The sequence below is a fragment of the Paracoccus zhejiangensis genome, assembly GCF_002847445.1.
Lineage (GTDB): Bacteria > Pseudomonadota > Alphaproteobacteria > Rhodobacterales > Rhodobacteraceae > Paracoccus > Paracoccus zhejiangensis.
The window spans coordinates 190571-203427 of record NZ_CP025430.1; the positions used below are offsets into that span (position 1 = coordinate 190571).

The 12857-nt window shown below is 65.8% G+C and carries 13 protein-coding genes; 10 read left to right on the top strand and 3 right to left on the bottom strand.

Annotation, left to right across the window (positions count from 1 at the left end):
• Positions 1-39: 39 nt before the first annotated feature.
• From CX676_RS00960 to CX676_RS00970, 3 genes are read right to left on the bottom strand one after another with little or no spacing between them, the layout of a single operon-like run.
• Positions 40-2433 (bottom strand): phage/plasmid primase, P4 family, encoded by a 2394-nt coding sequence (locus tag CX676_RS00960; protein ID WP_198590251.1) that lies wholly within the window; start codon positions 2431-2433, stop codon positions 40-42.
• On the bottom strand, positions 2394-3140 hold the full coding sequence (locus CX676_RS00965; RefSeq protein ID WP_101750954.1) for a hypothetical protein: 747 nt from the start codon (positions 3138-3140) through the stop codon (positions 2394-2396). Before CX676_RS00965 ends, CX676_RS00960 begins: the two co-directional genes overlap by 40 nt.
• Positions 3140-3346, bottom strand: a complete 207-nt coding sequence (locus CX676_RS00970; protein WP_101750955.1) for a DUF6511 domain-containing protein — start codon at positions 3344-3346, stop codon at positions 3140-3142. The genes CX676_RS00965 and CX676_RS00970 overlap by 1 nt, the downstream gene beginning before the upstream one ends.
• A gap of 228 nt (positions 3347-3574) precedes the next feature.
• On the opposite strand from CX676_RS00970, the gene CX676_RS00975 reads away from it, so the two are divergent.
• The 10 genes from CX676_RS00975 to CX676_RS01025 all read left to right on the top strand — a co-directional run bounded on the left by CX676_RS00975 (position 3575) and on the right by CX676_RS01025 (position 12723).
• The gene (locus CX676_RS00975) at positions 3575-4765 is read left to right on the top strand and encodes a hypothetical protein (RefSeq protein ID WP_101750956.1); all 1191 of its coding nucleotides are present in this window, start codon (positions 3575-3577) and stop codon (positions 4763-4765) included.
• A complete protein-coding gene (locus CX676_RS00980) occupies positions 4737-5894 on the top strand; it encodes a hypothetical protein (RefSeq protein WP_157935815.1) in 1158 nt (385 codons plus the stop codon). The genes CX676_RS00975 and CX676_RS00980 overlap by 29 nt, the downstream gene beginning before the upstream one ends.
• Before the next feature lie 163 nt (positions 5895-6057).
• Positions 6058-6669, top strand: coding sequence for a helix-turn-helix domain-containing protein (locus CX676_RS00985; RefSeq protein WP_101750958.1), 612 nt, complete (start codon positions 6058-6060; stop codon positions 6667-6669).
• Positions 6670-6847: 178 nt separating this feature from the next.
• Complete coding sequence (locus CX676_RS00990; protein WP_101750959.1) at positions 6848-7141, top strand: hypothetical protein; 294 nt, start codon at positions 6848-6850, stop codon at positions 7139-7141.
• Positions 7138-8034 (top strand): ATP-binding protein, encoded by an 897-nt coding sequence (locus CX676_RS00995; RefSeq protein ID WP_101750960.1) that lies wholly within the window; start codon positions 7138-7140, stop codon positions 8032-8034. Before CX676_RS00990 ends, CX676_RS00995 begins: the two co-directional genes overlap by 4 nt.
• 2 nt (positions 8035-8036) lie before the next feature.
• Positions 8037-8666, top strand: a complete 630-nt coding sequence (locus CX676_RS01000; RefSeq protein ID WP_157935816.1) for a hypothetical protein — start codon at positions 8037-8039, stop codon at positions 8664-8666.
• Positions 8667-8677: 11 nt separating this feature from the next.
• Positions 8678-10360, top strand: coding sequence for a DEAD/DEAH box helicase (locus CX676_RS01005; RefSeq protein WP_101750962.1), 1683 nt, complete (start codon positions 8678-8680; stop codon positions 10358-10360).
• Positions 10361-10556: 196 nt separating this feature from the next.
• Entirely contained in the window at positions 10557-11012 is a 456-nt protein-coding gene (locus CX676_RS01015; protein ID WP_101750964.1) for a DUF2924 domain-containing protein, read from the top strand.
• Positions 11012-12337 carry a recombinase family protein gene (locus CX676_RS01020; RefSeq protein ID WP_101750965.1) on the top strand — a complete coding sequence of 442 codons (1326 nt, stop codon included), beginning with the start codon at positions 11012-11014 and terminating at the stop codon, positions 12335-12337. Before CX676_RS01015 ends, CX676_RS01020 begins: the two co-directional genes overlap by 1 nt.
• Positions 12334-12723, top strand: a complete 390-nt coding sequence (locus CX676_RS01025) for a hypothetical protein (RefSeq protein ID WP_101750966.1) — start codon at positions 12334-12336, stop codon at positions 12721-12723. Before CX676_RS01020 ends, CX676_RS01025 begins: the two co-directional genes overlap by 4 nt.
• Positions 12724-12857: the final 134 nt, after the last annotated feature.

The following is a 12857-nucleotide window of genomic DNA, read 5'->3' on the forward strand; positions in this document are numbered from 1 at the left end:
GTCACATCCGTCACACACTCTGAATTCATTGGCATTTTCCTATTCTCCCGAGAAAAGGTCAGAGTTGCTGTCATCGAGGGCGATGCCCCGGAATCCCTTCGCGGCGCGGGTGTTGTGACGCTCGAATCCCCGGACGATCAGGGCTTCCGAGAAGCGCTTGACCGAGCCTGCGAACTCGCCGTTCGCATCGGCCCACGCCTTCCAGTCGGCGAACATCGCTGAGGTGCTGGCGCTGAGGTGCAACCCGACAGAGCAGCGCTCGTCGATCCAGCGACCGATGGCGTCTTCCGCCTCGAAGTAGTCCTCTGTCGCGGCCATCACGGCGGGCGGCGGGCGCAGGCCTGTCCGCTGCCATTCGATGCAGCCCTCGAGCGCCCACGCGAGGATCCCATCGCGTTCGGCCAGCAGCCTGTCCGCCAGGTGCTTGTCGCGCCGCGCGGGCGGGATGGTGACGGTGAAGGGCACCATGTGCAGGCGCCGCTTCATCGCCTCGTCCACGTTGCGGATGGAAGGCTTGTGGTTGCCGACGATCAGCAGCTTGAACTGCGGGATGAACTCGAAGAAATCCTGCCGCATGAAGCGGGCCGTGATCTTGTCGCCCCCGGTCAGCGCCTTGAGTTTGCTCTCGGCCCAGCGGCTGCCCTGTTCCGTTTCGATGGACGTGACGATGCGCGCCCCGCGCAGGCCCGCCATGTCGGTCGGGTGGCGATCACCCTGCGTGGCCATGAACATGTCCATTGGCGCGACGGTGGCGTAGTCGCCAAGGATGGCGGTCAGGGTGTTGGCGAAAACGGATTTCCCGTTTGCGCCGGTGCCGTAGAGAAAGAACAGCGCGTGCTCGGTCGTGACGCCGGTCAGGCAGTAGCCCGCCATGCGCTGCAGGTAGGATTGCAGTTCGCCGTCCCCGCCCGTGACGGTTTCGAGAAAGCCGAGCCAGACCGGACAGGCGTCGGCGACCGATGCCCCGGCAATGCGGGTCATGAAGAGGCCGGGATCGTGGAGCAGCGAGGCGCCGCTGCGCAAATCGACCACGCCACCGGGCGTGTTCAACAGCCAGGGATCGCGATCCCACGGCTCGGTCGTGGTTGCATGGCGGCGGTCGGAACGGGCAAGCCGCTCCACAGCAGAGACGGTCGCGGCGCTGGAAAGCTTCGCCTTCAGTCGCGCAGACCCGGCGCGCGCCGCCGCCTCGCGGCAGATCATCCGGGCCAGATCGAAGGCCTGCAGCGTCTCCTCGCGCCGCCAGAGCTTGCCCGACCAGGTCAACCATTGCCCCCAGCCGGCGACGTAGCGCCATGTCTCGGCATGTCGGGCTGCGAAGGTTGCGGCGAGCGCATCCTCGGTGAAGCGCACCGGCACGGGGCCGTCGTCGTCGCCACCGGCCGGGCCGCCGCCATCGCACCCGCCATCCTCGTCGTCGAGATCGCCGTTGCGGGCGGTGTCGCGTTTCCAGAGCCGTTCTGCTTCCTCGCGCAACCGGGCCTCCGGCCAGGGAGGCGAGACGCGGGCCGCGTTGTAGGAGACGATTTCTTCCCAGGCCTGTTCGCGCGGCACATGGCCTTCGCGGGCGCGGCGGATCCAGTAACCCATCACCCGCGACAGCGCGTCGAACCGTGTTGTGCCGTCGACGCCGCCTTCGCGGACCTCACGGCCGAACAGCTCGGTGACGCTACCGCGCTCGGTGGCGGCCATGTTGAAATCGAGTCCGTTCTCGCCTTCGAGCGGCGGCATGGCGATGATCGCCTCGAGCAGTTCGCCCAGATCGTAGTCGCAGGGATCGTGGTGCAGGATCTCCACCAGCCGACGTCGGCCCTGTTTGGCATGGATCGATCCGGCCACACGGATCGGCTGGTGGGCGGACCGGAAGGACGGATCGCCGCCGACCTTGGCAGCGATCATGTGCCGCGCCCGACAGACCGTGCCGATGTCCTCGCCTTCGGCGGGTTCGGACAGGCGCCAGTAGAGGTGCCGCTTGCGCTGGCCCTCGGCGGTGACACCGCCGGACGCCACTTCAAGCGTCGGGCATCCGAGATGCTGCACGAGGTGGTCGCGTTTCGCGCCGATATCGCCATGGTCGAGATCGACAAGCACGACCTGCGTCTGCACGATGCTTTCCGCCCGGGCGTCGCCAGGGGCGGACACCGTGCCGGGCGCCACGAACAAGGCCATGCCGGCGTCGCTCGCCCATGTCGCCTGAAGCGCCAGTTTCGCGGCGAGCGTGGCGTCCGCTTCGATGAAGGGGACATGCGGCGGACCATCGCCCGCGCCTTTCTCGGCCAGTGCACGGACCGGCACCCAGCCGTCGCAGTATCCGAAGATAACGTCGGCATAGATCGCGATCATTTCCGCGTCGGGCGCGACGTCGTCGGGCGCGGTGGTATCGGACGACACGCTCATGCCCAGCACCGTTCCCGCCAGGCGCAGAACCGGCATTCGAAGTGTTCGGGGTCGGCGGTGTGGCGCGGCAGCAGTTCGCCGGCATCGCAGGCGCGCAGGATCGTCACCGCCTTGTCGCTGGCCGACTGGGCGAGTGCGGCATCGAACGGCACGGATTCGTGCCAGATCTCGCACGTGTCCTTATTGATGGCGGTGAACAGCGCGGGCGTCTCGGTCAGGCCGAGATAGGCCTGGTAGAGTGCTATTTGTGCGGCGTAGACCGGCTTGGCTTTCGCGACGCCATGCTTCGCGATCTCGCGCCAGTTCTTCGCATTGGCCGACTTGCACTCCCAGAGCGCCGGGACCGCCATGCCGTTCGGCGCGGCGACCACCACGCCGTCGGCATGCCCCTGGACCCGACCACCGACGCCCGAGAAGCCGAACTGATCGCCATGGCGATTGCGCGTGCGCAGGTCGAAACCCGCCTTGCGCAGCCATTCGATGGCCAGATCTTCGAAGACGTGCCCGAGCGCGAAGATGCGCAGAGACTGGCCCGAGAACCCGGCGTCCGGATCCTTCGGCGTCTTCAGGTATTCGTATTGCAGCCTGCGCTGGCAGATATCGCCGAGCCGGCTGCCGCCGAGGTAGTCGCGCGCGGGGTGTTGGGCCTGTTCCGCGACGAGGGCATTATCGATGCAGGCATTGACGGTATCCGCGAAACTCGGCGGCTTCTCCCGATGGTTGAAGTCGAAACCGGAGTCCATCAGAACGGCACCTCCGGATCGGGCCGGGGTGCGCTGGCCATCATCGCTTCCTGGAAGCCGTCGACGGCGGCGGTGGTGAGGGCGAGTGCCTGCGCCTCCGCGAGATCGGCGAACCGCGTGGTCCAGCCGATCTCGGCCATCAGTTCGGCCATGTTCTTCAAGGCGGCGCGCAGCGCGGCCTGTTCACGTTCATCGGGATCGATCATGCGCAGCCCTCATGTGCCGGGGCCGCATGCGGGCATGGATGGATGTCAGCGCGGCGCGCGAAGGGGATTGTGGTCATGGGAGAGCTCCAGATGCTCTCCTCACCTACCGGCCGGCTGTCCTGACTGTCGGATGTGCGGTTCGGAACACTTCGGGAACATGGACTTGTGCGTTCACAACTCTGCCGATAGCCTGAACTTTCCCCGATTCACCCTGGAGCCGAGTCGCGCATGGCGTCATTCAACCCGAGAAGCTTCACCAACCCTGATCGCCTCAAGAGCATTTCGCCGAAGCACCTACTGAAGTTTTTCGCGACGTGGGCGGAATATTTTTCGGCGCGGGGTTTTGAACTTCCGGTCGAAGCGGATGAGGATTTTCCCTACGACGATCTTGCTGCAGTGTTGATGAAGCCCGACGAAAACGTGCCGCCCGAAATGGTCGACGCGCTTTTCTACGTGCACGAGACCGCGACCAAGGAAACCGCCGAGGAGCTGATCGAGGCGGCAGGACGGGCTGGCCTCACGATCGAGGCCGGTGAGGAACCATCCGATGCGGACATCGCCCTGCAGATCTGGCTCCAGAAACCTGATCTGCTGCGACGTCAGCATGCCGAGACCGTGGCATTCACACGTTCGCGTTTCATCTACTTCGCGGGCCACAGCGGCAAGCCGCGACCGGCTCCGGATCCGACCGTCGAACAGACCGCGATCATTCAGGAGCGGATGGACGAGTGGTTCGACCGCAAGCGCCGTGGCAAGGGCTCACGGGTATTCGCTTTTCCGCGCGGCACGAAGACATGGTTCATGGTCCGGCATGGCGAACCGATGCGGCGCGAGGGGCGACATCAGGATGATGGCGGATCGGGAATCGCCTACTACCGACCGCAGAAGCACGACGTCGTCATCTATGACGGCGAGTCTGACGAACTTGCCGTCAATGCAGGGACGAAAGGCGAAACCGAGCTCTACCTGCGGACGTTCGGCGGGGTCATCTTCGGGGACGAGGAGTACTTCAATCGCTCGAACCGCTTCACCCTCGATCCGCTGCTGGAGAAGGGCGAGAAATCGCTCGACAACGACACTGTCTCCGAGATCGTCAAGGTGCGCCTGATCGAAATCGAACGCTTCTGGGGCGGAAAGGCCAAGGAGAAGGAGGTGCGCAAGGCGAACGACCTCTTCATGGCCTGGGACAACAATTGGGAGCGGCGCCTTGCGGGCGGTTCCATCGACCGGGCCGTTTTCAAGGTCAAGTTCGATGAGGATGGCAAGGAGCGGACGGTTGCCATTCTCCCGCCGAGCCTCGCGCGCTATGACCGTGATGCCGACAGCGATCTGATCGACCGCTGGCTCAAGGATCAGGGATTTTGCCGCCCCAACGTCGGAGATGAGGACGATGACGTCGGCGTTCTGGAGGACGATTGAGCGCGTTCCCGGTCACGCGACCGACACGCGCGACTGGAAGGTGGACCTGACGGATTGCTGGACCGAGGTCGAACGCTACCTTCCGGAGACCTCCAAGTACGCAGAACGTATCGACTGTCCCTGGCCCGGCGGGGAGCATTGCCCGCGCCACGTCGTGCGGCATGCCGGCGGCTTGGTCCGTGCCGTCTGCAGCGATCCGGGGCGACTCTGCGAAACCCTCGACATCAATTCCGACGATATCCGCATCCGTGAACTCGACGGCCGCAGACTATTCGCCGACATTGCCACGGCGCTTGGTCTCGTCGCGCCCGCCGCGTTTGCGCGCGGGGCGGCCCTTCTGCACATAGGCGATCATGCCATTGCCGCCGGCCGGAGTTTTCCGGTGTTCGCTGCGCTCACAAGCCCGGGCGCGCCGCTCGGCCGGGCAGACGTCCTCGACCTCGATCGTCGCAATCTGCCTTTCGTCCTGCTGGTGACATCGCTCGGCGCGATTGACCCGGACGTTCCGGCCTTCCTTGCGGCCCGGCGAGGGCGTGTTCTGACGTGGGCCGAATGCCTCGACTTCGCCCCCCCACCGCGCAAGGGATTCGTCGCTGCCATGCCGGTTGCAGACCTCTTCGCGCCCGAGATCGCGGCACTGACGGACGCAGGTGATGTCGTCCAACATCCCGTGATGACTCTGCCTGCGAATGCGCGCTGGTCCGATCTGCGCTTCGCGTTTCGCGAGGACGCAGTGCTCAACGTCAGCTACCTCGGGCAGGCTCCGGCGCGCCTTGAACCGGACCAGATCGGCATGCGCGATGAGCGGAACGGCAGGCCGAACCGGCAGTGGCGGCTGCTCCTTGTTTGCGCCGCGCTTGGCGGGGCATTGCCTCGGTCCTTTCCGATCTCCACCATCAGAGGACGCCGTCCCTCGCGCGACGTGGTCGCTATCCTGGGGGAGTTTGAGCGCGGCTACGATCGGCAGCGCCAGCTTCTCGCCGCCGCGCTAAGGGCGCAGTTCGGGATCGACGACGATCCGTTCACGGCCGAGGACGATTGTTACGCGGCACGCTTCCTTGTCGATGCAAGTGCGCTGCGTCAGGGTCGCGCCGACCAGCGCGACCGAAATTTCGCCGAAGACGACTGATCTTTTCTGAACTTTTTTCATCCCACCCAACCCCATGAAACCGCTAGGTTTCGTGGGGTTTTTGCTTCTCCAATCCCCCTGATTTCGAGGCCCTCCAACGAATTTTCGCCGGTGCCAGGCACTCGGGCCGCGTGCCCGTCCACCTGGACGAAGGCGAAACTTCATGGAGCGTTTCAACCCCATTTGCGACGCGCGCTCGCGCGTCTCCCGCAACATCACCATTCGCGCCGAACGGCTGGCCCGCTCGGGCTCCGTCCCCGGAATGGATGCCGAGGACATCAAGCAGGATCTGCGGCTGCATCTCTATCGCCGGGACGAGAAGTTCGACCCGGCTCGCGGTCAGTATGACACCTTCGCCGACCGCGTGCTGGCGAACCGCATCGCCACGCTGGCCGCGCCGACCGAACGGCTGCGGGCCGAGCGGGCTTGGATCGACTTCGACAGTCCCGCCGAGGGGCGCGGTGATGACGAGATGCTGCCGCTCGCGGAAACGCTGCCCGACAGCGCGATGCCGCACGCCGCCGTCGCGCGTGCACCGGACGAGGCATTCGGGCTGGTCCGCGATGTCCGGCGACTTCTCGCAGGGCTATCACCGACCTGCACGGATGTCGCGCTGGCGCTGATCGACATGTCGCCGACGGAGGCAGCCGAGGCCCTCGGGATCCATCGCAGCACAGTCTACGCCCGGCTTGCCACCATCCGGAAGGCCGCCGAGGCGCTTGATCTCGCCGCATATCTCGGTGCCGCCCCGACAGTCTCGGAGGCCCGCCGGTAGGTGACAACAGGACCGGCGATGAGCCGGTTCCACCAAGTTTCATGCCGGGCCCTCGGAGGAATGCAACACCCCCACGCGGGGAAACACTCCGACCGCAAGCTCCAGGGCGGCGTCAGGCCCGGCAGCAGTCTTCCCGACGATCCCTGGACAGCAACCGACGACAACACGGAGCGTCACCATGTTCAAGACTACCCCTCTGAAGCGCCTGCGCGAACTGCGCTGGCTGGAAATGCTTCCCGCCAACGTCGATGTCCCGGCGGTCTTCGACAGGCCGGGCCAGGTCGTGCCGATCGAACGCGCCACGGTGGACGAGATCGAGTTCGCCCTTGTCGCCCTGGCGCGACAGCAATCCGACCTCTACCGCCTGACCGGCGCGCTTGATGACGTGCTGAAGATGGCGCGCCGTCAGGGTGCCTGTGGTGCAGACAATGCCATCTTGGCCGCTGCGCGCGATTTGGAGGGCGGCAAGTGAGCGCCCCCTTCGGCGCCGGGCCGCTCCGGATCATCACCGCCGACGAACGCCTGCGCGAAGCGCGCGGCATCAAGGGGGTGCTCACGGGCACCTCCGGCATCGGCAAGACCACGCAACTCCTGACCCTCGATCCGCAGCGAACGCTTTTCCTGAACCTCGAGGCGGGCGAACTGGCCGTGCAGGGCTGGCCCGGCGACGAGATCCGCATCCGCGATTGGGAGGTCGCCCGCGATCTCGCTGCCTGGATCGGCGGCGCCAACCCGGCCATGCGGGACGACCAGTCCTATGGGCCGGGACATTTCGCGCGGGTCTGCGCGGCCTTCGGCCCCGCCACCCAGCTCGACAAATACGACACCGTATTCGTCGACAGCATCTCCGTCGCCTCGCGCATCTGCCTGCAGTGGTGCAAGGGCCAGTCCCAGGCGCAGTCCGACAGGACCGGCAAACCCGACCTGCGGGCCACCTACGGGTTGCTCGGCCAGGAGATGATCGGCTGGCTGACGCATCTGCAGCACACCCCCGCCAAGAACATCTGGCTGGTCGGGCTTCTCGACCGCAAGCTCGACGACTTCGGCAAGCCTTTCTTCTCGATGCAGATCGAGGGCTCGAAGACCGGGCTCGAACTGCCCGGCATCGTAGACGAGGTCATCACCCTGACCGAGTTGCGCCCCGAGAAGGGCGAACCGTTCCGCGCCTTCATCTGCACCACCATCAACGATTTCGGTCTGCCGGCGAAGGACCGCAGCGGGCGGCTGTCGATGATCGAGTCCGCCCATCTCGGACGGCTCATGGCGAAGATCCGCGGTCCGCGCCCCGAGGGCGCCGCCCGCCTGAACTTCGATCTGCCCGCGGCCGCGACCGCACCCAATTCCCCGACGACGCAAGGAGCATGACCATGGCGAGCGACATGGATTTCAACGGCGCGGACACGCAGGACGCCGCCTTCGACCTGATCCCGGCCAACACGCTGGCCAAGGTTTGCCTGACCATCCGTCCCGGTGGCGCTGGTCCCGAGGGCTGGCTCACCCAGAGCAAGACCAGCCCGGCCCTCTACCTCAACACCGAAGCGGTGGTGATGGAAGGGCCGTTCGCGCGGCGGCGCATTTACACCCGCATCGGGTTTCGCGGGAAGGCCGCGGGCGGCCCGGGCGACGACACTTACGGCAATCGCGGCCGCGCGATGATCCGCGGCATCCTGGAATCCGCCCGGGGCGTGCGCGCCGACGACCAGTCGAACGCTGCCCGTGCGGCGCGTATGATCCGCAGCCTCGGCGAGCTGAGCGGGCTCGAGTTCGTGGCCCGCATCGGTATCGAACGCGACAAGGACAAGCCCGAGGACAGCGGCCGCAACGTCATCAAGGCGGCCATCGGCGCCGACCATGCCGAATATGCTCGGGTGATGGGCAGCGTACCCCAGCCACCGCAGCAGGGTCAGTTCACCGCCTCGGGCCCGCAGCTTGCGGACAACGGCATGGGTCAGTCGGGCGCGCCGTCCTCCGGCTCCGCGCCCTTCTGGGCACGCTGAGGGGGACGGTCATGATTCCGCGCGACTATCAGAGGGCGGCGGTCGATGCCGCCCGCGACCGCACCGCCGCACATGGCAACACCATGCTGGTGCTGCCGACCGGGGCGGGAAAGACGGCCATCGCCGGTTTCTACATCGGCGAGGAACTGGAGAACCGCAGACACGACCGCGTCCTGGTTCTGCAGCACACGGACGAGTTGATCGATCAGAACCGGACCTCCATCGGGGCCGTGACCGGAATGGCCACCTCGGTGGTCAAGGCCGAACAGGACGATTGGGGCGGCCGCATCGTCTTCGGCAGCGTCCAGACGCTTGCCCGCGCCACCCGGCGCGAACGCATGGCGCCGGTCTCGCATCTCGTCATCGACGAATGCCACCGCTCCGCCGCGCAAAGCTATCAGTCCATCATCGATGCGTCGCGGGCCCTCAATCCGGAGATCAAGCTGCTCGGACTTTCGGCCACGCCGGGCCGCGGCGACGGCCGCAGCCTTCGGCGCACCTTCAGCAATGTCGGCTATCACCTGAAGATCGGCACGCTGATCGGGCGCGGTCTCCTGGTGCCGCCGCGCACCTATACCATCGATCTCGGCGTCGAGGACGAACTGGCGGAGCTCGGCGCCACCGCCGGCGATGTCGACATGCGCGCGGCAGACAAGGTGCTGAACCGCTCGGTGCTGAACGAAGCGGTCGTCGAGCACTGGCAGGCGAAGGCGGCGGACCGGCGCAGCATCTTCTTCTGCGCGACGGTCGACCATGCCGATGCGGTGGCAGAGGCCTTCCGCGCCGCGGGCGTCACGGCCGAGACGATCTCGGGCGACATGCCCTCGCGGGTGCGCGCCGACCTCATCGCCCGGTTCGACCGGGGCGGGGTGCAGGTGCTGACGAACTGCATGGTCCTGACCGAGGGCTTCGACAGCCAGCCGGTTGGCTGCATCGGCATCCTGCGCCCGATGCTGCACAAGGGCACCTTCATCCAGGCGGTGGGGCGCGGTCTGCGCCGTGTCGATCCCGCACGTTTCCCTGGTGTCGTGAAGACCGACTGCATCGTGCTGGATTTCGCGGGCGCGGCGCTCCGGCACGGGTCGCTCGAGCAGGAGATCAATCTCGACGAGGACGATCCCGAGCCCGGACAGGCGCCGTGGAAACTCTGCCCGACCTGCGAGGCGGAACTGCCGCTCGGCGCCTCGATCTGCGATTTCTGCGGTCATGTCTTCACGCGCGAGCGTGGCGAGGCCCGGCTGCTCACCGCCTTCGACATGATGGAGATCGACCTGCTGGAACGGTCGCCGTTCGCCTGGTGCGACCTGCATGGCGACGGCCAGGCGATGATGGCGAGCGGGTTCAATGGCTGGGCCGGCGTGTTCCACGACGGCACGCTCTGGCATGCCCTCGGACAACCGAAAGGCAGGGCGATCCGACCGCTCGCCATCGGCACCCGGGTGCAGGCGCTCGCCGCCGCTGACGATTTCCTGCGCGCCACCGAGACCGGCTCCGCCTCGATCAAGAGCCGCCGCTGGCTGAACGACCCGGCGACGATGAAACAGATGGACCTGCTGCAGCGCGCGGGGCACGAGGCCAATGGGCTGGACTTCAGCCTGTCGAAATACGCCGCCAACTGCCATCTGAACTTCCGCTGGAACCGTGGGGCGATCACCAGCGTCGTTCTCGGCCGGGCGGAGCGGTCGGCCGCATGAAACGCCCCAATCCGCTCCCGCCCGACCAGATGTCTGCCACCGAGCGCCGCGCGGAGCTGTGCGGCCCGCTGGCGCTCGGCCTGGTTCGGCTGCGGATGCAGGATAGCTGCGAAGTATCTGACGATACCGGAGAAAGTTGCCTACACTATCCGGGCGACCAATGCCGTCATGCAGCTCCAACTCACCGGAGAAACGCATGACGAAGCCCGACCCCATCCCCGCGCGCCTTGCCGCGCTGAAAGCCATGTCCGTAACCCAGTTGAAATCAGAGTGGCAGACGATCTTTGCGACAGCGGCGCCGAACAACAGCCGAGCGTTCCTCGAGAGCCGGTTGGCCTACCGCATCCAGGAACTGACGTATGGCGGTCCTGATCGCGAAACCCGGCGCATGCTGGACCTGCTGGCCGACGAGGTCAGCGGCACCCTGACACGCAAGAGCCAGATCGCCGATCCTCGCAATCCCGTGGTCGGCACGAGGTTGATCCGCGAATGGAACGGGGTCGAGCACACGATCACCGTCTTGCGGGATGGGTTCGAGTGGCAGGGGCGACCGTACAAATCCTTGTCCGCGATCGCGCGCGCGATCACCGGGACGCGTTGGAATGGCTACCGCTTTTTCGGGTTGCGCGAACGAAAGCGGGGGAATGATTGATGGATCAACGCGCAAATCCCATCCGCCGCCAGCGCTGCGCCATCTACACGCGCAAATCCTCCGAGGAAGGGCTGGAGCAGGAATTCAACAGCCTGCACGCCCAACGAGAGGCCTGCGAGGCCTACATCGCCAGCCAGCGCTCCGAGGGCTGGGTGCTGGTCCGCGATCAGTACGACGACGGCGGCATCTCGGGCGGGACGCTGGAACGGCCCGGTCTCAAGCAGCTTTTGGCCGACATCGAAGACGGCCTGATCGATGTCGTCGTGGTCTACAAGATCGACCGCCTGTCGCGATCCCTCATGGACTTCTCAAAGCTGGTCGAGGTCTTCGACCGCAACGGCGTGACCTTCGTGTCGGTCACGCAGTCCTTCAACACCACCACGTCCATGGGGCGCCTGACGCTGAATATCCTGCTCAGCTTCGCGCAGTTCGAGCGCGAGGTCACGGCCGAGCGCATCCGGGACAAGGTCCGCGCCTCCCGCATGAAGGGCATGTGGATGGGCGGCTATGTCCCGCTCGGGTACGATGTGAAGGACCGCAAACTGGTGGTGAACGCAGAAGAGGCCGCCACCGTGCGGGGCATCTTCGAGAGGTTTGTCGAGGTCGGTTCAGCGACCTTGCTGGCCCGCGAGCTGCGCCGCAAAGGGTTTCGCAACAAGCAGGGCACCTTGGTCGACAAGGGCCATCTCTACAGGATGATGATGAATCGCGTCTACCGCGGCGAAGTGGTCCACAAGGGCAATGCCTATCCCGGTGAGCATCAGGCCATCATCGACGTGCAGCTGTGGGATCAGGTCCACGCGATCTTTCGGGAAAGCCCGCGAAAACGCGCCAACAACACCCGCGCGCAGGCGCCCGCGCTGCTCAAGGGGCTGATCTTCACGGCCACGGGCGCCGCCATGACCCCGAGCAGCACCAAGAAGGGCGCGCGGCGATACCGGTATTACGTCTCGATGGACGTCATCAAGAATCGCGAACCCAGCGATCAGGGCATCCCGCGCCGCCTGTCCGCCGACCTCGTGGAAGCGGCCGTGGTGACCGAGTTGCGGCGGGTGATGCGCGCGCCGTCGATCACGGCACAGGTCATTGCCCACTTGGCGCGCGAGGGTCACGCCTTCGCCGAGGCCGACGTGATCTCCGCGCTGCAAACGTTCGAATATGTCTGGGGCCAGCTGTTCCCTGCAGAGCAGACCCGGATCGTGCAGTTGCTGGTGCGCCGGGTCACCGTGACGTCCGAGGGGCTGGTCATCGATGTGAGGACCGACGGCGTCTCGGGCGTCATGCGCGACATGATGGCCCCACGAAAGAAGGTCGCGGCTGAATGATGAAACCCGACGAGTCCATCCAGATTTTCGTGCCGCTCAAGGTCCGAAAGCAGAACGGGCGGCCGAAGATCATGCCGCCCGCCACCTATCTGCCCAGCGAAGACCGGACGCAGGATCCGCATATCCTGCGCGCAATCGGCCGGGCGTGGGGCTGGCGGCGACGCATGGAGGCTGGCGAATTCAACACGGTCACCGATCTGGCGAAAGCCGTGGGGCTGGCCGAACGCCATGTCAGCCGACAGCTGCGGCTCGCCTATCTCGCGCCGGGGGTTCTCAAGCGCTTGGTCTACAGGCGTGAGGTGCCCGCCGTGACCTTGTTGAAACTGACCGATGTCGCGGCCCTGCCATGGCATGAACAGCCGGGGCGGGTGTTCGATGATGGCTAAATCACTTTGACGTGCCGTGTCCAAACAATTACACATTGGTCCGCGGTATCCGTGCTTTATGCTGTGCCTGTAGGGGTTTGCGTTCGAGCCAAAAAACTAACTCCTATCAAGTGAGCTAAATTTTATGAATAAGC